The following is an 18301-nucleotide window of genomic DNA, read 5'->3' as shown; positions in this document are numbered from 1 at the left end:
CTAAATCAGGCTGGCTGGCGTGCCGCTAGCTCTTTGGCTGTCATTCGACGGCGGACGCTTCAATCTTGTCCAGGCGTGGCGCCTTGCCATTGCAACGGCGCTGGTCCTGACGCTGGGCTACTTCTTGCACCTCACGGCGAGTCACAAGGTCAGCCAAGCTGATACCGCTCAGAAACTCGTGAATCTGCAGGCTCAGATCGCACCACAAGTGGTGGGTCAGACAGGTGTCGCCTTGATGGCAATCACCCTGGCCCTGGCATTTGGTTGCATCGACCGATTCGTTTACCGCATCGATCACCTGGGCGACCTGGATGCCCTGCATCTCGCGGGACAGCTGGTAACCGCCGCCCGGACCACGAACGCTGGAAACCAGATTGCTGCGGCGCAATTTGGCGAAAAGCTGTTCGAGGTAGGACAGGGAGATGCCTTGGCGCTCGGAGATATCGGCCAGGGACACCGGCCCGTGCTGCGCATGCAACGCCAGGTCAAGCATGGCGGTCACGGCGTATCGGCCTTTTGTAGTCAGTCTCATGGACAATTACCACGGAGTTCAGAATGGGGCGAGTATGCTATTCCCGAGTACTTTAGTCAACTATAAGACCTAGTGCTTTAGTCAGGATTACCCGCAAAAGAGCGCGCGCATCATAGCAAAGCCTGGCGGCGCACAGCCAGCAATTGCGCGTTATCGTTCTTCGCGGGCACGCCTCGCTCCTACAGGGAATGCGCCGCACCTGTAGGAGCGAGACTTGCCCGCGAAGGGATCAATGCGGTCTAGCCGGCCTTGGTTTCGTCCTTGCCTTTTACGCAGGCGAAGTCTTCTTCGCGCAGCTCAGGCAGATCCTTGGCGCAGTAATTACTGCCAAGATCCTTCAGCGCGCCGCACATGCCCTCCAGGCGACCATCGACCGCCTGCAAGTGATCCAGCAGTTGACCAATGGCACGAGCTACGGGATCCGGCATGTCTTCACCGACACCATAGGCATCAAAACCAATCTTCTCGGCCATGGCCTTGCGCTTGGCGTCCTGCTCATCATCGGACTTGACGATGATCCGCCCCGGAATACCGACTACCGTCGCACCCGGCGGCACAGCCTTGGTCACCACTGCATTGGAACCGACCTTGGCACCGGCCCCTACCGTGAACGGACCAAGCACCTTGGCGCCCGCCCCCACCACAACCCCATCTTCCAGGGTCGGATGGCGCTTGCCTTTGTTCCAACTGGTGCCGCCCAGCGTCACGCCTTGATAAAGGGTGACGTCATTGCCGATCTCGGCGGTTTCACCAATGACAATGCCCATGCCGTGGTCAATAAAGAAGCGACGACCGACCTTCGCGCCCGGGTGAATTTCGATCCCGGTCAACCAGCGACCGAAGTTCGACACCAGCCGCGCCAGCCACTTCCAGCCCATGCCCCACAGCGCCGAGGACAGGCGATGAATCCAGATGGCGTGCATGCCGGGGTAGCAAGTCAGGACTTCAAAAGCGTTACGCGCAGCCGGATCACGGTGGAAAACACTCTGGATATCTTCACGCAAACGCTCGAACATTTTTAATCCTTCCGCTTAAGAAGCTCGCCACGGGCCGCTTTCTGGGTTTCCGTGAGGATGCCACGCAATATATTCATTTCCGCCCGGCTGACCGAGCTTCGTCCGTACAACCGACGCAGGCGCGCCATCAAGTGCCGCGGCTTTTCCGGGTCGAGGAATTCGATGGCCACCAGGGTTTGCTCCAGGTGTTCATAGAATCGCTCCAGCTCATCCATGGTCGCCAATTCGCCACTTTTGGTGGACGCCACTTCATCCTTCTCGACCTTGCTCGGCTGGCCCTGGGCCGCGAGCCAAGACATGCGCACTTCATAACTCAACACCTGCACCGCTGCCCCAAGGTTCAGCGAACTGAACTCAGGGTCTGATGGGATGTGCACGTGATAATGACATCGCTGCAGCTCTTCATTGGTCAGGCCGGAATCTTCACGACCGAAGACCAAGGCAATCTCCGCACCTTGCGCCGCCTCCTCGACCACTTTCGTACCGCATTCGCGGGGATCGAGCAGCGGCCAGGGAATACGACGGTCACGGGCGCTGGTGCCGAGCACCAGATTGCAGCCGACCAAGGCATCTTCCAAGGTGGCGACGACTTGCGCGTTTTCAAGGATGTCGCCGGCACCTGAGGCACGGGCATCGGCCTCGTGGTGCGGGAACAACCGCGGTTCGACCAGCACCAGCCGCGACAGGCCCATGTTCTTCATGGCACGCGCAGCCCCGCCGATGTTGCCGGGATGGCTGGTATTGACCAGGACGACACGAATGTTATGCAGCACGGGAGGCGTTCTCGAACACAAAATGGGGAGCAGAATCTTACAGTTCATCCTACCGTTAAGCTATGAAAGCGAACACCGACCTTCACCTGTAGAAAAGTTCTGATAGAATGCCCGGCTTTCTTTAACAACCTTAGGTGACACATCCATGCAGCCCATGCTGAATATCGCGCTGCGCGCCGCCCGCAGCGCCAGTGAATTGATCTTCCGCTCCATCGAGCGCCTGGATACCATCAAGGTCGACGAAAAAGACGCCAAGGATTACGTATCCGAGGTGGATCGCGCCGCTGAGCAGAAAATCATCGACGCGCTGCGCAAGGCTTACCCGAACCACTCGATTCTCGGTGAAGAAACCGGCATGCACGCCGGCAACGGCATCGAAGGTGAAGAGTACCTGTGGATCATTGATCCCCTGGACGGCACCACCAACTTCCTGCGCGGCATTCCACACTTCGCTGTCAGCATCGCCTGTAAATACCGCGGTCGCCTGGAACACGCTGTTGTTCTGGACCCGGTTCGCCAGGAAGAATTCACCGCCAGCCGTGGTCGCGGCGCTCAACTGAACGGTCGTCGCCTGCGCGTCAGCGGTCGCACCAGCCTCGACGGCGCCCTGCTGGGTACCGGTTTCCCGTTCCGTGACGACCAGATGGACAACCTCGACAACTACCTGGGCATGTTCCGCGCCCTGGTTGGCCAGACTGCCGGCATCCGCCGCGCCGGTTCGGCAAGCCTGGACCTGGCCTACGTGGCTGCCGGTCGTTTCGACGCGTTCTGGGAGTCGGGCCTGTCCGAGTGGGACATGGCTGCAGGCGCCCTGCTGATTCAAGAAGCTGGCGGCCTGGTGAGCGACTTCACCGGTGGTCACGACTTCCTTGAGAAAGGCCACGTTGTTGCCGGTAACACCAAATGCTTCAAAGCAGTGCTGACGGCGATCCAGCCGCACCTGCCGGCCTCGCTGAAACGCTAAGCGAAGGCCCACAAAAAAAGCACCTTTCGGGGTGCTTTTTTTATGCCCGGAATTTGCCAGGGCAAGCTATAGGTGACTGATAAACAGCGGGCACAAAAAAGCACCCTTCCGGGTGCTTCTTTTTGAATCCAGCAATCAGCTCATCACTGAGCCGGTTCGTTCTGCGACAGAACCAGTTTGCCTTCTTTATCGACCGGAATCTGGTTGCCCGGATCACGATCCATCCGCACTTTGCCTTCCTTGCCGTCCAGCGAATAACGGACGTCGTAACCGACTACCTTGTCGCTGATGTCATTGACGGTGTTACAGCGAGTCTGGGTCGTGGTGTAGGTATCGCGATTCTGCATACCTTCCTGGACCTTGTTCCCCGCGTAGCCACCGCCGACAGCACCGGCAACGGTCGCGATCTTCTTGCCATTACCGCCGCCGATCTGGTTGCCGAGCAAACCACCGCCCACCGCCCCCAGAACCGTACCGAGGATCTGGTGTTGATCCTTGACCGGCGCCTGCCGGGTCACTGCAACGTCCTTGCACACTTCACGTGGAGTCTTGATCTGTGTTTTTACCGGTTCAACGGCCAACACTTGCGCATACTCAGGGCCGCTTTTAACCAGGCTGTAGGTGGCAACAGCGCCCCCGGCAGTCACACCGACAGCACCCAGTACCGCACCAACCAGCAACGACTTGTTCACATGAACCTCCTGACCATCACATGCGGGTCAAAGCCCGCGCTTCTCCCAGCCTTGGAGCATAAAAAAAGGCGCGAGTTCAACTCGCGCCTTTTTTGGCAGACAACCGGGAAAGCGATGGCCGTTATGGACGGTCGTCAACTTCCTTATCGGTCGCCGCAGGAGGAATCAAATCCTCGCTGCTCAGGTTCAGCCAGATCAGCACCACGTTCGCGATGTAGATCGACGAGTAAGTACCCGCCAGAACACCGATAAACAGGGCAATGGAGAAGCCGAACAGGTTATCGCCACCGAAGAACAACAGCGCCGCGATCGCCAGCAACGTGGAGATCGAAGTGGCCATGGTCCGCAGCAGGGTTTGCGTGGTCGAGATGTTGATGTTCTCGATCAGGCTCGCCTTGCGCAATACCCGGAAGTTCTCACGAACCCGGTCGAATACCACAATGGTGTCGTTGAGCGAGTAACCGATGATCGCCAGTACCGCCGCCAGCACCGTCAGATCGAAGGTGATCTGGAAGAACGACAGGATACCGATGGTCACGATCACGTCGTGGATCAGCGAAACGATGGCGCCGACCGCGAACTTCCACTGAAAGCGGAAAGCCAGGTAGATCAGGATGCCGCCGAGCGCCATGAGCATGCCGAGGCCGCCCTGGTCGCGCAGCTCTTCACCGACCTGCGGGCCGACGAACTCGACGCGTTTGACCGTCGCCGGGTTGTCGCCGCCAACCTTCAGCAGCGCTTCAGCGACCTGGTGACCCAGTTGCGGGTCTTCGCCAGGCATACGCACCAGCAGGTCAGTCGTCGCGCCAAAGCTCTGCACGATGGCTTCGTGGTAACCCGACTCAGTAAGTTGGGTACGCACCTTGGAAACATCGGCCGGACGCTCGTAGGTCAGCTCGATGAGCGTACCGCCGGTGAAGTCCAGGCCCCAGTTCATGCCCTTGTGCCAGCAGCTGAACAACGCCAGTGCGGTCAGGAACAATGTGACGCCGAACGCGAAGTTGCGAACGCCCATGAAGTTGATTGTACGTAACATGGCAGCCCCTTAAATCCACAACTTCTTGAAGTCCCGACCGCCGAAGATCAGGTTGACCATCGCGCGGGTCACCATGATGGCCGTGAACATCGAGGTAAAGATCCCGAGGGACATGGTCACTGCGAAGCCTTTGACCGGGCCGGTGCCCATCGCAAAGAGAATCCCGCCGACCAGCAATGTTGTCAGGTTGGCGTCGAGAATCGCGGTGAATGCCCGGCCGAAGCCTTCGTTGATTGCCCGTTGTACCGTCATGCCCGCCGCGATCTCTTCACGAATCCGCGAGAAGATCAGTACGTTGGCATCGACCGCCATACCCATGGTCAATACGATACCGGCGATACCCGGCAGGGTCAGCGTTGCACCCAGCAGCGACATCAGGGCCAGCAGCAGCACCATGTTCACGCCCAGCGCGACGGTGGCGATGATGCCGAAGAAGCGGTAGATGGCGATGATGAACAGCGAGACAAACAGCATGCCCCACAGCGATGCATCGATACCCTTGGTGATGTTGTCCGCACCCAGGCTCGGGCCAATGGTGCGCTCTTCAGCGAAGTACATCGGTGCAGCCAGACCACCGGCACGCAACAGCAGCGCCAGTTCGGACGACTCGCCCTGGCCGTTCAGGCCCGTGATACGGAATTGAGCACCCAGTGGCGACTGGATGGTCGCCAGGCTGATGATCTTCTTCTCTTCCTTGAACGTTTGCACCGCGACGTCTTTCTCGACGCCGTTAACCATTTGCTTGGTGTAAGTGGTGATCGGACGCTGCTCGATGAAGATCACCGCCATGCTGCGACCGACGTTGCTGCGGGTCGCACGACTCATCAGCTCGCCACCATGACCATCCAGACGGATGTTCACTTCGGGCGTGCCGTGCTCGCCGAAGCCAGCCTTGGCGTCGGTGACCTGGTCACCGGTGATGATCAGGCCACGCTCGATCTGTGCCGCAGGACGATTGCCTTCACGGAACTCGAACGATTCGGAAGTGGCTTTCGAAGCACCTGGCTCAGCCGCCAGACGGAACTCGAGGTTGGCCGTCTTGCCGAGGATACGCTTGGCTTCTGCGGTGTCCTGCACGCCTGGCAGCTCAACCACGATGCGGTTGGCGCCCTGACGCTGGACGATCGGCTCAGCAACACCCAGCTCGTTGACGCGGTTACGTACCGTGGTCAAGTTCTGCTTGATGGAGTATTCACGGATTTCCGCCAGCTTGGCCGGGGTCATCGCCAGACGCAGTACCGGCTGGCCATTCAGGTCGGCCGGAACAATGTCGAAATCGTTGAAGTTCTTGCGGACCAGCGCACGGGCCTGTTCGCGGGCTGCTTCGTCAGTGAAGCCCAGCTGAATGGCGCCATTGAGTTGCGGCAGGCTGCGATAGCGCAGTTTCTCTTTACGCAACAGGCTTTTCACATCGCCTTCGTACACTTTCAAGCGTGCGTCGAGGGCTTTGTCCATGTCCACTTCCAGCAGGAAGTGCACACCACCGGACAAGTCCAGACCCAGCTTCATCGGGTGCGCGCCGAGGCTGCGCAGCCATTGCGGGGTGGTTTGTGCCAGGTTCAGTGCAACGACGTAGTCATCACCCAATGCCTTGCGCACGACGTCTTTGGCCGGCAGCTGGTCTTCAGCCTTGGTCAGACGGATCAGGCCGCCCTTGCCGTTGGCCGACAGCGTGGCCGCCTTGACGTTGATCCCGGATTCCTTGAGCGCCGTGCTCACACGATCCAGATCAGCCTGATTGACCAACAGCGCGGTGCTTGCACCGCTGACCTGAATGGCCGGGTCATCAGGGTAAAGATTGGGAGCGGAATAAATCAGACCGACCGCCAGCACCGCCAGGATCAGAATGTATTTCCACAGAGGGTATTTGTTCAGCATCACGCCGCCCGCTTATGACGCGGGGCGCCTTGCGCGCCCCGTCGATTGAGTAGAAGTTGAAACTTAGATCGCTTTTAGCGTGCCTTTTGGCAGCGTGGCGGCGATGGCGCCCTTCTGGAACTTCATTTCCACGGTGTCGGAAACTTCCAGAACCACGAAATCGTCTGCCACTTTAGTGATCTTGCCGGCGATACCACCGGTGGTCACAACTTCGTCGCCTTTTTGCAGGCTGCCGAGCAGGTTCTTCTGTTCTTTGGCGCGCTTGGCCTGTGGACGCCAGATCATCAGGTAGAAGATGACCAGGAAACCGACCAGGAAAATCCACTCAAAACCGCCGCCCAGTGGGCCTGCAGCTGCCGGTGCAGCAGCGTCGGCCATGGCATTAGAGATAAAAAAGCTCATTTAGCACTCCAGTTGCAAATGTTGAATCTTGGGGTCAGAAAACTCAGTCCAAAGGCGGAACAGGTAGCCCGCGTTTGGCGTAGAAGGCATCGACAAAGGCGGCCAATGTACCCTGTTGAATAGCCTCGCGCAAACCAGCCATAAGCACCTGGTAATGGCGCAAATTGTGGATGGTATTCAACATGCTACCCAGCATTTCGCCGCACTTGTCCAGATGGTGCAGATAAGCACGGGAGAAGTTCTGGCAGGTGTAGCAATCGCAGGTCGGATCCAGCGGCGAATCATCATGGCGATGGAACGCGTTACGGATCTTCAGCACGCCTGTATCAATGAACAGATGCCCATTGCGGGCATTACGGGTTGGCATCACGCAATCGAACATGTCCACACCGCGGCGCACACCCTCAACCAGATCTTCCGGTTTGCCAACGCCCATAAGGTAACGAGGTTTGTCAGCCGGCATCAGGCCTGGCAGGTAATCCAGCACCTTGATCATCTCGTGCTTGGGCTCGCCCACCGACAGACCGCCAATGGCCAGGCCATCGAAGCCGATCTTGTCGAGGCCTTCCAGGGAGCGCATGCGCAGGTCCTGGTGCATGCCGCCCTGAACGATGCCGAACAGCGCCGCCGTGTTGTCGCCATGCGCATTTTTCGAACGCTGGGCCCAACGCAACGACAGCTCCATCGACACGCGAGCGACGTCTTCGTCGGCCGGGTACGGGGTGCATTCGTCGAAAATCATCACGATGTCGGAGCCCAGGTCACGCTGGACCTGCATCGACTCTTCCGGCCCCATGAACACTTTCGCGCCATCAACCGGAGAGGCGAAGGTCACGCCCTCCTCCTTGATCTTGCGCATCGCGCCGAGGCTGAACACCTGAAAACCGCCGGAGTCTGTAAGAATCGGGCCTTTCCACTGCATGAAATCGTGCAGGTCGCCGTGCTTCTTGATCACTTCGGTGCCAGGACGCAGCCACAAGTGGAAGGTGTTGCCCAGAATGATTTCCGCGCCGGTGGCGGTGATATCCCGCGGCAACATGCCCTTGACGGTGCCGTACGTGCCCACCGGCATGAAGGCCGGGGTCTCGACGGTACCGCGCGGGAAGGTCAGACGACCGCGACGAGCCTTGCCGTCAGTGGCCAGCAGTTCAAACGACATACGACTCATACAGTGTCCTCAGGGCCCGATTCTTTAGGGGCAGTCGGCGCAGGATTACGGGTGATAAACATCGCATCACCGTAGCTGAAAAAGCGGTAACCATGCTCCACCGCTGCTTTATAGGCAGCCATGGTTTCGGGATAACCGGCGAACGCCGAAACCAGCATCAACAGCGTGGATTCGGGCAAATGGAAGTTGGTGACCAGGGCATCGACCACATGAAACGGCCGGCCCGGGAAGATAAAGATGTCCGTGTCGCCACTGAACGGCTTGAGCACGCCATCGCGGGCGGCGCTTTCCAGGGAACGCACGCTGGTGGTCCCCACCGCCACCACCCGACCACCGCGCGCACGGCAAGCGGCCACCGCATCCACCACGTCCTGGCCGACTTCCAGCCATTCGCTGTGCATGTGGTGATCTTCAAGCTTCTCGACCCGCACCGGCTGGAAAGTGCCCGCGCCGACGTGCAAGGTCACGAACGCCGTCTCGACGCCCTTGGCCGCAATGGCCTCCATCAGCGGCTGATCGAAATGCAGCCCCGCCGTCGGCGCCGCCACCGCGCCCAGGCGCTCGGCGTACACGGTCTGATAACGCTCGCGGTCCGAACCTTCGTCCGGGCGATCTATATAGGGAGGCAACGGCATGTGCCCGACGCGATCCAGCAGCGGCAATACCTCTTCGGCAAACCCCAACTCGAACAACGCATCGTGCCGCGCCAGCATCTCTGCCTCGCCGCCACCGTCGATCAGGATCTTCGAACCGGGCTTGGGCGACTTGCTGGAACGCACATGCGCCAGCACGCGATGACTGTCGAGCACCCGCTCCACCAGAATTTCCAGCTTGCCGCCGGAAGCCTTCTGGCCAAACAGCCGCGCCGGAATCACCCGGGTATTGTTGAACACCATCAAATCGCCCGGGCGCAAATGCTCGAGCAAATCAGTGAATTGACGGTGTGCCAGGGCGCCGCTGACCCCATCAAGGGTCAACAGGCGACTACCGCGACGCTCGGCCAAAGGGTGGCGAGCAATCAGCGAATCAGGGAGTTCGAAAGTAAAGTCAGCAACGCGCATGATGGGGTTCGTCTAGCAGGGGCCGGAAGTCTAGCCGAAATAGTGAAAATTCTCTATGTACCTGATTGACCGACGGTAATCTCATCTCTATACTTCGCCGCCATTGAGCCCTGATGGCGGAATTGGTAGACGCGGCGGATTCAAAATCCGTTTTCGAAAGGAGTGGGAGTTCGAGTCTCCCTCGGGGCACCATATAGCAGTATCTGAAAGTCTCTACCAGACTTTCAGACCCAGAGAAACCGGCCACTTGGCCGGTTTTTTTGTGTCTGTCTATCTACCCCTGTCTCTCCCTATACGTTGTATCCCTGTATCCCTGCTTGTATCCTGAGAAAAATACCGAACTTTGGGATACAAGGATGAAGCGCGCAGATATCAAGCGTCGCCCTCTCGCTGACACGACACTTGCGGGGCTGGAGCCGGAATCAAAGGAATACCGGGAGCTCGACGGAAACGGCCTCTACTTCAGGGTCAAACCGGATGGTGGTAAATCCTGGCAGCTTCGCTACAAACGTCCGGCGGGCAATTGGGCTTGGATGGGGCTCGGGGGCTACCCGGAAGTAAGTGGTGCGTTGGCACGGGACAAAGCTGCCGAGCTACGCAAAGTAGTGAGTAGCGGTGCCGATCCCCTTGAACAAAAGCGATCCGCGAAAGCTGCTGCTGATACGGCCAAAACCCGCACCTTTCGAGCTGCTGCCGACGCCTGGCTCAAGGCAAAAGAAGAGAAGGGCCTTGCACCCTCCACTCTCAACAAAATCCGTACCTACCTCGACAAGGACATACTTCCGGCATTGGGAGACAAGCCTCTCGACGAGATCACCCGTGCCGATTGCGCAAAACTCCAAGCATCCATCGAAGCTCGAGACGCGCACAACGTAGCGGAAAAGTGCCGTACCTGGATCAATCAGATATTCGGGCGAGCCATCGGCTTAGGTCTGACTGAGAACGATCCGGGTAGTCGCCTTCGCGACATTGCGGCCCAAGCGCCCAAGACTCAACAGCACCCACATTTACTAGAACCTGAGCTGGGTGAATTCCTCACGGCACTCAAAAACACCCCCAGCAGACTGACGGCCCGCACTGCTGCGTGGCTTTGCATTTGGACGGCGTCACGGCCGGGAATGGTTCGCTTGGCCGAATGGAAGGAGTTGGATCTAGAGAGAGCCATTTGGACAACGCCTGCTGCCAAGATGAAGATGCGCCGAGACTTTGTGTGCCCTCTACCCCGCCAAGCTGTTGCTGCCCTGAAGGATTTGCACTGCCTAACCGGACGTAGTCGCTGGCTCTTCCCCGGTGTCGGAGCGAAAAATCCAACCATCAGCGAAAACACGATCAATAAGGTATTTGCCACGATTGGCTACAAAAGTCGCCTGGTTGGGCATGGTACTCGGCACACAGCGAGCACACTGCTTCGGGAACATGGCTGGCCTAAAGAGCACGTCGAAGCGCAGCTTGCCCACAAAGAGGAAGGTATCTCAGGGGTATACAACAAAGCTCAATACCTTGAGCACCGCGTAACGATGATGCAGTGGTATGCCGATCATCTTGATGTACTGGCGGACGGCAATGTAGTGCAAGGACAGTTCGGAAAGGCGGTATAAACAAACATTCTCCCCCGCCCCTCAAAAACCGGTGTAACGGGTGTTACAGATGTAACGCAAAGGCCCAACTAATTGAATATAAAGAACTTTATTCATGTAACACATGACAAAAGGAAACCGTACACGCGGTGTGACATGCTCATGCCGTGTAACACGGGAGCCTTCTCTGGTTCCCCATGAAGGTTGGAGTCAACTGAGGGGATCGCTGCTCTGCGTCTTATTAGCGGGGTGCCGGGGATGATTGCCTCGCTGGAGTTATTCCTCGCAGGGGGTATGATCATTAGGCGACAGAGGCTTATAGCCACTACAAAGCGATTAAGCATACTTAGGGAAAAGTGAATGCAGTCTGTTACGTATCGTGCTGATCTGAGCCCATGTACACCGCTTAAGTACCAGCAAGACATTGAGAAGTACGCCGGTAACATCGAATGTAGCGAGTGCGAAGCAAGAGCCTGGTTCGTTCGAGGATCTTTAGGTGGGGTTCGCGAAAAAGCAGCATGCTTTGCGGCCCACCATGAAGACGGCTGTCAGATAAAGACGGTCATTCTAGTAATCGATGGAGAGGATTCTGGGCCTTCTGATGGCGCCGACACTGCACAGATCGTCGTAGATCTTGATAAGCGCTCATCCCAGACCATCATGGCTCCGGAGCCCTCTAACAAACCTCCGGTGTATTCTCCTTGGGGCAACCTTCAGAAAAAGTATGCCAACGCCTCCGACTACCCGATCAATAAGTCACTGAGACAGATCCTCTCCCACCTGATCCGCAATCCAAACTATCCCGAAGATGATGCCACGATCAAAGTCGTAACTGACGGCGGGCGGGTAGCACTTGAGGGTTCCATTCGCAGCCTTCTGTCCTCTCAGCATCAGCTCTCCAATATAGAGCTGGGCTCAGTCAGGCTCTTTTGGGGACTCATCACAAACGTCAACCGAAGGAACGGCCTTGTCTGGTTGAACTGCGGTGATTACCTCACGGAGCCCAGCCTTCTTGTCAGTGATGAGAACCTAGAGGAGGAAATGCTATCCGCGTTCAAACTGCACGACATGAACGAGCTGGCGGGCGCCAGATTCATTGTTATCGGGTGGCTTTCGGGGTCGGAGAAAAAGCCGATCATTAATTTCGGTTTTGCCAAATACATCGCGTTCGTGAAATATCGAATCAAAGACGAGGAAGAACAAGAAAAATGATTTCGTCACTGATATCACGCCTTCGCCATCTCGCCAAACCTCCCACTCCAAGGGATACCGCTCGTCGGAATGAAGCTCAAAAAAAGCTCGCGTTTCCGTGCCATTCCGCTCTATTTCCGCTTATTAACGAACTCGAATAATCTCTTATTTTCTTTGCCTCCAGAACTATATAAATAGATACCCCTGTATCCATGAACAGGGTTTTTATCTATGTCCCCAACAAAATTCTCACCGTCCAAACTGCAATCACAAGTAGTGGCGAATGAAGTACCCCTCAGCTCGCTGAGCCTTTCTGGCACAACCTTTGATCCCGCAACAACACTAATCCGCATGCCTGAGGTTATGGCAATCGTTGGACTAGCACGCCCTACAATTTACAAGCTGATGCAGCAGCCAGAAAGTGGCTTTCCATTGCCCGTAAAGCTCAGCAACAGCACTGCCCGTGGCGCGGCTGTGGCATTTGTTTTAGGAGAAGTCCAAGACTGGGTAAGAGCACGCATTGCGGCGAGAAACAAGGTGGCTGCATGAGAAAACTCATCCCTCCACGCGGAAAATATCGACCATTTCACTCACTGCGCAAAGTCGGATTCTCCGTCACTCAAGTTAATCGTTTCGAACGTCTGCGCCGCAAGCATGAAAATCATGGCCGCTCGCTTTGCGTGCTGAGTTGGCCAGATGGGGTCTGGTGTGTGCTGATCATGCATACCGAGAGCTTCGGCATCGTCGTCCTGGGCGAAGCACAAAAGACGGACGCTTATCACGACGCTCGCCAGATGATCCGGGACGGTTACTCCCCAGTACTCACCTTGCGCCACGAGAATCATGCTTGAAATGAAAACGCCCCCGGGAGCGATCCGGAGGCGTTTAGGTAAATCTACATGCACGAACAATTTATGCCGCACCTGAACAAACCGCAAGCTATCAACGCAGTTGCACTTTCGAAAAACGGACGTTACTCTCTGGCCGTCGCTGCAAATTCAGCGAACGGGTTTGGCGACCCGAGTACATACAGGCGCACAGGCGTCTCCATACCGATTGCAGGCGCTTTTTTTGTGCCTGCATTCCTGCTTTATGGTAGCTGTGCGTGGGAGACCTTCGGGTCTGCCGGGGTCCTGTATGCCCGGTTCGCCAACCTGCGCACAGCTGCCACCCTTAAATCGTTTGGCGACGATCAGTGGCAGCTCCTCACATACAGGAGCTCGACCAATGTACGCCCTCAATCCGTTCAAAAATCGCGCCGCAGCACATCGTGCAATGGCTCTCGCCGCTTTACACGCCAACTCCAGCCTCGCTACACGTCTCACCCGATACAACGCCCATATGGCCAAAGCTCGCGCGCTCGAAGCCGCAGGCGGTGCCCAATGAACAACGCCCTGAGCTGCTCCCTACCCGAAGACCTGCTCGACGTCAGCAACGATGTCGAAGCCGGCATTCCGATTGACGCCATTACCTGTGCCATTAACCGCGCTGATTCAGTACTGACCCTGCTCGAGGACCACTTCGAAAGCGAAAGCGACAGACCTCGTCTGGCCAATCACGTACTGGCCGCCGTCATTTGGGACGTGCGCGGCACCCTGGGCCTGATCAAAACCCTGACCCTGCACGGCGATGCGACTTCGCTTCCTCGGGCTAAAACTGGGGGTGCGCAATGAGCCTTCAAGCCAGCATCACCACCCAAGGCACGACCTCTTTCGCACAGTGCGGGCAGCCCCATCAGATGCTGTTTCGGCTTAGTGCCGGCGTCCCAGTGTCCGAAGCGCTTGAATACGCCTCTGACCTGCTGAGCTGCGCGAATCGCATGACGCTTCTGGCCACCCACGGCGACAACACTGAGCAATGCGCGATGGCCGCTCATTACCTCAGCGAAATGGGTAAAGCCGTGATCGACGATGTGACCAGCGCCCTCCTGCGAATGGAGGCTGGCCATGACCAATAACGCGAAACGCCCCAGCTTTGCCGACGTGAAAGCGGCTTCTCTGAAAGAGATCGACCGGGTACTTTCCCATTGGCTGCCCAACGGTAAACGCGTCGACGGTGGTAAGGAATACACCGCCGCCAATCCAACCCGCACCGACAAGCGCGCCGGCTCGCTCAAGGTCAACTTGAGCAAAGGCACCTGGGCAGATTTTGCCACCGGAGACAAAGGCGGCGACCTGATCGATCTGGTGCGCTATCTGGATGGCGGTACCGACGTCGAGGCCTGCAATAAGTTGGCGGATCTGCTGCGCGTTACCGCTGGGGCGGCTCAATCGAAACCTAGCTCCAGCAAAAGCAAAACACCGGAATGGCTCGCAATCCAGCCGATCCCAGCCGAGGCCATGAACAAGTGCCCGACCAAACATCGGCAACACGGTACGCCGTCCAACGTCTGGATATACCGCAACGCTCAAGGCCAGCCGGTCATGGCGCTCTATCGCTTCGATTTGGGCCCGGACGAAGACGGCAAACCACGCAAGGTGTTTGCCCCCTTGACCTGGTGCCAGGGTACCGACGGTCAAACGCAGCAATGGCGTTGGCAAGGTCTGCCTGAGCCGCGTCCACTGCTGCGCCTGGATGAACTGACACAACGCGCAGAGGCTCCCGTCATTCTATGCGAAGGCGAAAAGGCCGCCGACGCCGCAGCGAAGCTGCTGCCCAACTACGTGGCCACGTGCTGGCCGAACGGTTCGAACTCCTGGCACAAAGCCGACCTAACACCGCTCAAAGGTCGAACGGTGATGTTGTGGCCCGACAACGACGCCAGCGGTAAAAGCTGCATGAGCGCCGTAGCCGAACAACTGCAACAGATCGGCGTCGCGTCGGTGCGCGTGATCGCCCTAGGCGTCTTCAAACGCAAGCCCACGCTCAAGAATGACCAACCGACCTTCGCCAAAGGTGGTCAATGGGAAGACGGCGACGACGCGGCCGATGCCCAAGCCAAAGGTTGGACGGCGGCGCACATCGCTGAGCTGGAACGCAGCGGTGAATTGTTTGGCGTCGAGCCGGAGAAAGCACCGGCCGGTCTACCCGAAGCCAAGACTAAGCCGGCGACCAAGCGCGCCGCGAAACCCAAAAACGATCTGTTGCCCGGCGGCTTCCGCCTGACACCCGAAGGCGTGTTTTATTCCGGTGACGATGGCGAGGCACGTCCAGTGTGCTCACCATTGGAGATCCTGGCGCGCACCCGAGATGCGCAGGGTCACAACTGGGGTCTGCTGGTCGAATTCGACGACCCGGACGGGGCGAAAAAGCGCTGGAACATCCCGGCGCGAACCATGACCGGTGACTTCGGCAAGGACGTGCTCGGCCCGCTCGTCGACATGGGTTTGCGTCTCGCCGGCAGTCGCTCCGGTCGTAATGCCCGCAACGACCTGCAGAGTTATCTCGGCGGCTTCGACAGCGCCCAGCGCGCACGCTTGGTCACCCGTTTGGGCTGGCACGACAGCGCCTTTTTACTGCCCGAACAGCAGATCGGTTCGCACGCCGAACACCTGCACTTCTATGAGGCCGGCGCGCAACTCCCGCCGATCAGCGAAGCCGGCACCCTGGAGCAATGGCAAGAGCAAATCGGCGCCTTGTGCATCGGCAACCACCGCTTGGCGTTTGTCGCCAGCGTCGCGTTTGCCGGTCCGCTACTGCACCTGCTTGGTCATGAGTCGGGCGGCTTTCACCTCTACGGTGACAGCTCGGGCGGTAAGACCACCCACCTGCAAGTGGCCGCCTCGATCTACGGCGGGCCACGTCTAGTGCGCTCCTGGCGCTCCACGGATAACGCCTTGGAGTCCATCGCTGCCGCGCATTCTGACGGACTCCTGGTGCTGGATGAAATCGGCATGTGCGACCCGCGCATCATTGGCGAAACGGTGTATATGCTCGGCAACGGCACCGGAAAGGCTCGCGCCAATGATCGAGGACAAGCTGGCCGCCAGGTGCAGGAGTGGCGCTTGCTGTTTCTCTCAACTGGCGAGAAAACCTTGGCGCAGCACATGGCCGAAGCCAATAAGGAGCTGAAAGCCGGCATGGAAGTGAGGATGCTCGCGGTTCCAGCCGATGCGAGCAAAGGCCTCGGCATGTTCGATGCGCTGAACGGTTTTGAGGACGCTGCCGCCCTCTCCGATGCGCTCAAAGCCCGGGTAACCAAATACTACGGCACGCCCCTCACCGCCTTTCTGCAAGCACTATGCGCGCCTGGAGAAATGCTCAGGTGGTCCGTGATTGTCCGGCGTACGGTGGAGCAGTTCATCACCCTGAACCTGCCCGCCCTTGCCAGTGGACAAGCCCAGCGAGCCGCCCTTCGCTTCGGCCTCGCTGCGGCGGCTGGAGAATTGGCCACCGCCTTCGGAGTCACCGGTTGGCCCGACGGCACTGCTACGACAGCCGCACGGGTGTGCCTGCATGCGTGGCTGGCCGAGCGTGGCGGCGCCGGAAACTTGGAGGGCGATGCGATTTTGGCTCGGTTACGCCAGGTCATCGAGCGCTTTGGAGAAAGCCGCTTTACCCGCTGGGAATCTGCCGCTGCAAAGATCGATGAGCACGGTCCCCGCACGATTGACCGGCTGGGCTTTCGCAAGACGATGGAACACGGCATGGGCGACGCCCTGCACACCACAAACACCTACTACGTGCTGCCCGAGGCATGGCGCTCCGAAATTTTCCGAGGCATGAACCTGAGTGCGGTTAACAAAGAGCTTTTGCGAAGAGGTGTTCTAGAGCCAGGAAAGGATGGCAAAGCCTCGACCGCAGTGCGACTACCGGGACTGGGCCTGCAGCGCTGCTATGTGGTTGTCGCAGTGCCAGAACAAGGTGATCACGGTGCCCAGGCGGCCTAAATATGGCTGCGCCATGAGGAAAGCAGGCTCACCTTGGCCTGGCCCGCCAGCGAAAAAACCAATCCACATTTCGTCTTTAGGAACTCAACATGAACGAGCTAAAACAGCAACAAACCGCCTTGCGTCAAGAACTGGAAACCCTGGAACAAAGTCTTCCACAACTGGAAGCCGAATGGCGCAATGCACCCAGCGAATACAATGCTAATGGCAATGCAATTGGGAGCCCTGAGAGCCGCGAGGCTCTGGAGAAAGTTTCAAGCGTCACATCCCGCATACGAGCCATTCCAGGTGCGCTGGCCGCAATTGATCGGAAGATTCAACACCTGGAACGCTTGGAAAAAATTGATCAGGTCAAAGCTGAATCTATCCAAGCGATGACCGATGCAAATGCTGTAGTCGAAGCGCTAGAGCGAAAAAAAAAGCACCTAAATGAACGGTTTCAGACGATTCAATCGGAAGCGGATCAATCACTGGAAAAAGCGCAACAAGCCGAGCGTGACGCTGCGACGTCCTACGCTAAAAGCCTGGCCAGTGGCGATATCGAAGGGGAAAAATCAGCAAGCAGCGAAATGCAGAAGGCGGCCAAACAACTGGCAACAACGGACGAGCAGGTCAGAAGGCAAGACCTGATCCTCGGCGCTCTGCAAGTCGAGATTGATACCCTCGAGGCCCAAATCAAATATGCCCGCCAACGTGGAGATGAAGCCAAGACGGCGGCATTGAACGCAGTCGGGTTTGCGTTAGACGAGGAATGGAATGCTGCAACCGAGCGACTGATGGCCGTGGGCGCCCGGATACTTGCCGTCAGCTATCAGAAAGGCGGTATGGGAGATGCGTTGTCTGGGCTTGAGGTGCCTCGTTTCGGCCCCTTCCATTCGAGACTCGATCGTACCGATTTGGCAAACGTCGCCCATAATATCTCCCTGGCAGAACTACTCGCCGCGTAATCCCGAATCAGCCCGCTCTCGCGGGCTGATTACTCTACCGAGTATCCCGCAACACTTGGCGCAGGTGCGAACAACAATCAACGAGCGAATTAGCAGTTGCTGCGGAGTCCGGTCTGAACGAACGTTCCTCTAAACGCCAAGCACAACTCAATAGAGAGCGCGTACTCAAAGAGACCGCAATGGGCCAGAGGCTGACGAACAAGAATTGATCGCGCTGAGGGTTTGCAGCAAAGAA

General features: G+C 57.9%; 18 protein-coding genes and 1 tRNA gene. 10 read left to right on the top strand and 9 right to left on the bottom strand.

The features are described 5' to 3' along the window. Positions 1 to 40 precede the first annotated feature (40 nt). The 3 genes from iscR to trmJ all read right to left on the bottom strand — a co-directional run bounded on the left by iscR (position 41) and on the right by trmJ (position 2321). Positions 41 to 532: a Fe-S cluster assembly transcriptional regulator IscR gene (gene iscR / locus HKK52_RS26665; protein ID WP_121734138.1), complete on the bottom strand. Its 492-nt coding sequence runs from the start codon at positions 530 to 532 to the stop codon at positions 41 to 43. A gap of 239 nt (positions 533 to 771) precedes the next feature. Further along, on the bottom strand, positions 772 to 1548 hold the full coding sequence (cysE, locus tag HKK52_RS26660) for a serine O-acetyltransferase (RefSeq protein ID WP_090180462.1): 777 nt from the start codon (positions 1546 to 1548) through the stop codon (positions 772 to 774). Between the two features lie 2 nt (positions 1549 to 1550). After that, on the bottom strand, positions 1551 to 2321 hold the full coding sequence (gene trmJ, locus HKK52_RS26655; RefSeq protein ID WP_054613614.1) for a tRNA (cytosine(32)/uridine(32)-2'-O)-methyltransferase TrmJ: 771 nt from the start codon (positions 2319 to 2321) through the stop codon (positions 1551 to 1553). A gap of 145 nt (positions 2322 to 2466) precedes the next feature. Here trmJ and suhB point away from each other — a divergent pair, with 145 nt between their 5' ends. After that, positions 2467 to 3285 (top strand): type III secretion system regulator SuhB, encoded by an 819-nt coding sequence (gene suhB, locus HKK52_RS26650; protein ID WP_092278434.1) that lies wholly within the window; start codon positions 2467 to 2469, stop codon positions 3283 to 3285. A gap of 143 nt (positions 3286 to 3428) precedes the next feature. Here suhB and HKK52_RS26645 read toward each other — a convergent pair whose 3' ends face one another. The 6 genes from HKK52_RS26645 to queA form a co-directional block, all read right to left on the bottom strand. Further along, complete coding sequence (locus HKK52_RS26645) at positions 3429 to 3977, bottom strand: glycine zipper 2TM domain-containing protein (RefSeq protein ID WP_169373234.1); 549 nt, start codon at positions 3975 to 3977, stop codon at positions 3429 to 3431. 121 nt (positions 3978 to 4098) lie between these two features. Beyond that, complete coding sequence (secF, locus tag HKK52_RS26640) at positions 4099 to 5013, bottom strand: protein translocase subunit SecF (RefSeq protein WP_169373233.1); 915 nt, start codon at positions 5011 to 5013, stop codon at positions 4099 to 4101. Between the two features lie 9 nt (positions 5014 to 5022). Next, positions 5023 to 6891 (bottom strand): protein translocase subunit SecD, encoded by a 1869-nt coding sequence (gene secD / locus HKK52_RS26635; RefSeq protein WP_169373232.1) that lies wholly within the window; start codon positions 6889 to 6891, stop codon positions 5023 to 5025. Positions 6892 to 6954: 63 nt separating this feature from the next. Beyond that, positions 6955 to 7293 carry a preprotein translocase subunit YajC gene (yajC, locus tag HKK52_RS26630; RefSeq protein ID WP_169373231.1) on the bottom strand — a complete coding sequence of 113 codons (339 nt, stop codon included), beginning with the start codon at positions 7291 to 7293 and terminating at the stop codon, positions 6955 to 6957. 43 nt (positions 7294 to 7336) lie between these two features. Beyond that, positions 7337 to 8452 (bottom strand): tRNA guanosine(34) transglycosylase Tgt, encoded by a 1116-nt coding sequence (gene tgt, locus HKK52_RS26625; protein ID WP_161807656.1) that lies wholly within the window; start codon positions 8450 to 8452, stop codon positions 7337 to 7339. Between the two features lie 5 nt (positions 8453 to 8457). After that, complete coding sequence (queA, locus tag HKK52_RS26620) at positions 8458 to 9522, bottom strand: tRNA preQ1(34) S-adenosylmethionine ribosyltransferase-isomerase QueA (RefSeq protein WP_149658086.1); 1065 nt, start codon at positions 9520 to 9522, stop codon at positions 8458 to 8460. 107 nt (positions 9523 to 9629) lie between these two features. Between queA and HKK52_RS26615 the strand changes: the two genes are divergently transcribed. The 9 genes from HKK52_RS26615 to HKK52_RS26575 all read left to right on the top strand — a co-directional run bounded on the left by HKK52_RS26615 (position 9630) and on the right by HKK52_RS26575 (position 18066). After that, a tRNA-Leu gene (locus HKK52_RS26615) sits at positions 9630 to 9714 on the top strand. 164 nt (positions 9715 to 9878) lie between these two features. After that, on the top strand, positions 9879 to 11120 hold the full coding sequence (locus HKK52_RS26610; protein WP_123509317.1) for a tyrosine-type recombinase/integrase: 1242 nt from the start codon (positions 9879 to 9881) through the stop codon (positions 11118 to 11120). 339 nt (positions 11121 to 11459) lie between these two features. Further along, positions 11460 to 12311 carry a hypothetical protein gene (locus tag HKK52_RS26605; RefSeq protein WP_169373230.1) on the top strand — a complete coding sequence of 284 codons (852 nt, stop codon included), beginning with the start codon at positions 11460 to 11462 and terminating at the stop codon, positions 12309 to 12311. 210 nt (positions 12312 to 12521) lie between these two features. Further along, positions 12522 to 12839, top strand: a complete 318-nt coding sequence (locus tag HKK52_RS26600) for a helix-turn-helix transcriptional regulator (RefSeq protein ID WP_169373229.1) — start codon at positions 12522 to 12524, stop codon at positions 12837 to 12839. Then, positions 12836 to 13141: a hypothetical protein gene (locus HKK52_RS26595; RefSeq protein WP_148058603.1), complete on the top strand. Its 306-nt coding sequence runs from the start codon at positions 12836 to 12838 to the stop codon at positions 13139 to 13141. The genes HKK52_RS26600 and HKK52_RS26595 overlap by 4 nt, the downstream gene beginning before the upstream one ends. Positions 13142 to 13672: 531 nt before the next feature. Next, a complete protein-coding gene (locus HKK52_RS26590; protein ID WP_169373228.1) occupies positions 13673 to 13963 on the top strand; it encodes a hypothetical protein in 291 nt (96 codons plus the stop codon). Continuing rightward, positions 13960 to 14247, top strand: a complete 288-nt coding sequence (locus HKK52_RS26585) for a DUF3077 domain-containing protein (RefSeq protein WP_169373227.1) — start codon at positions 13960 to 13962, stop codon at positions 14245 to 14247. Before HKK52_RS26590 ends, HKK52_RS26585 begins: the two co-directional genes overlap by 4 nt. After that, the gene (locus HKK52_RS26580; protein WP_169373226.1) at positions 14237 to 17119 is read left to right on the top strand and encodes a DUF927 domain-containing protein; all 2883 of its coding nucleotides are present in this window, start codon (positions 14237 to 14239) and stop codon (positions 17117 to 17119) included. The genes HKK52_RS26585 and HKK52_RS26580 overlap by 11 nt, the downstream gene beginning before the upstream one ends. An 89-nt stretch (positions 17120 to 17208) precedes the next feature. Beyond that, positions 17209 to 18066, top strand: coding sequence for a hypothetical protein (locus tag HKK52_RS26575; protein ID WP_169373225.1), 858 nt, complete (start codon positions 17209 to 17211; stop codon positions 18064 to 18066). Positions 18067 to 18301 lie beyond the last annotated feature (235 nt).

The organism is Pseudomonas sp. ADAK2, assembly GCF_012935755.1.
Lineage (GTDB): Bacteria > Pseudomonadota > Gammaproteobacteria > Pseudomonadales > Pseudomonadaceae > Aquipseudomonas.
This window is presented reverse-complemented; position numbering and strand designations above follow the sequence as displayed.

Bases quoted from the DNA above. Each gene is read 5' to 3' on its own strand.
- tgt (WP_161807656.1), bottom strand. From the start codon at position 8,452: ATGTCGTTTGAACTGCTGGCCACTGACGGCAAGGCTCGTCGCGGTCGT.
- HKK52_RS26585 (WP_169373227.1), top strand. From the start codon at position 13,960: ATGAGCCTTCAAGCCAGCATCACCACCCAAGGCACGACCTCTTTCGCA.
- secD (WP_169373232.1), bottom strand. From the start codon at position 6,891: ATGCTGAACAAATACCCTCTGTGGAAATACATTCTGATCCTGGCGGTG.
- HKK52_RS26575 (WP_169373225.1), top strand. From the start codon at position 17,209: ATGAACGAGCTAAAACAGCAACAAACCGCCTTGCGTCAAGAACTGGAA.
- HKK52_RS26580 (WP_169373226.1), top strand. From the start codon at position 14,237: ATGACCAATAACGCGAAACGCCCCAGCTTTGCCGACGTGAAAGCGGCT.
- HKK52_RS26605 (WP_169373230.1), top strand. From the start codon at position 11,460: ATGCAGTCTGTTACGTATCGTGCTGATCTGAGCCCATGTACACCGCTT.
- yajC (WP_169373231.1), bottom strand. From the start codon at position 7,293: ATGAGCTTTTTTATCTCTAATGCCATGGCCGACGCTGCTGCACCGGCA.
- secF (WP_169373233.1), bottom strand. From the start codon at position 5,013: ATGTTACGTACAATCAACTTCATGGGCGTTCGCAACTTCGCGTTCGGC.
- suhB (WP_092278434.1), top strand. From the start codon at position 2,467: ATGCAGCCCATGCTGAATATCGCGCTGCGCGCCGCCCGCAGCGCCAGT.
- HKK52_RS26595 (WP_148058603.1), top strand. From the start codon at position 12,836: ATGAGAAAACTCATCCCTCCACGCGGAAAATATCGACCATTTCACTCA.
- queA (WP_149658086.1), bottom strand. From the start codon at position 9,522: ATGCGCGTTGCTGACTTTACTTTCGAACTCCCTGATTCGCTGATTGCT.
- iscR (WP_121734138.1), bottom strand. From the start codon at position 532: ATGAGACTGACTACAAAAGGCCGATACGCCGTGACCGCCATGCTTGAC.
- HKK52_RS26610 (WP_123509317.1), top strand. From the start codon at position 9,879: ATGAAGCGCGCAGATATCAAGCGTCGCCCTCTCGCTGACACGACACTT.
- cysE (WP_090180462.1), bottom strand. From the start codon at position 1,548: ATGTTCGAGCGTTTGCGTGAAGATATCCAGAGTGTTTTCCACCGTGAT.
- HKK52_RS26590 (WP_169373228.1), top strand. From the start codon at position 13,673: ATGAACAACGCCCTGAGCTGCTCCCTACCCGAAGACCTGCTCGACGTC.
- HKK52_RS26600 (WP_169373229.1), top strand. From the start codon at position 12,522: ATGTCCCCAACAAAATTCTCACCGTCCAAACTGCAATCACAAGTAGTG.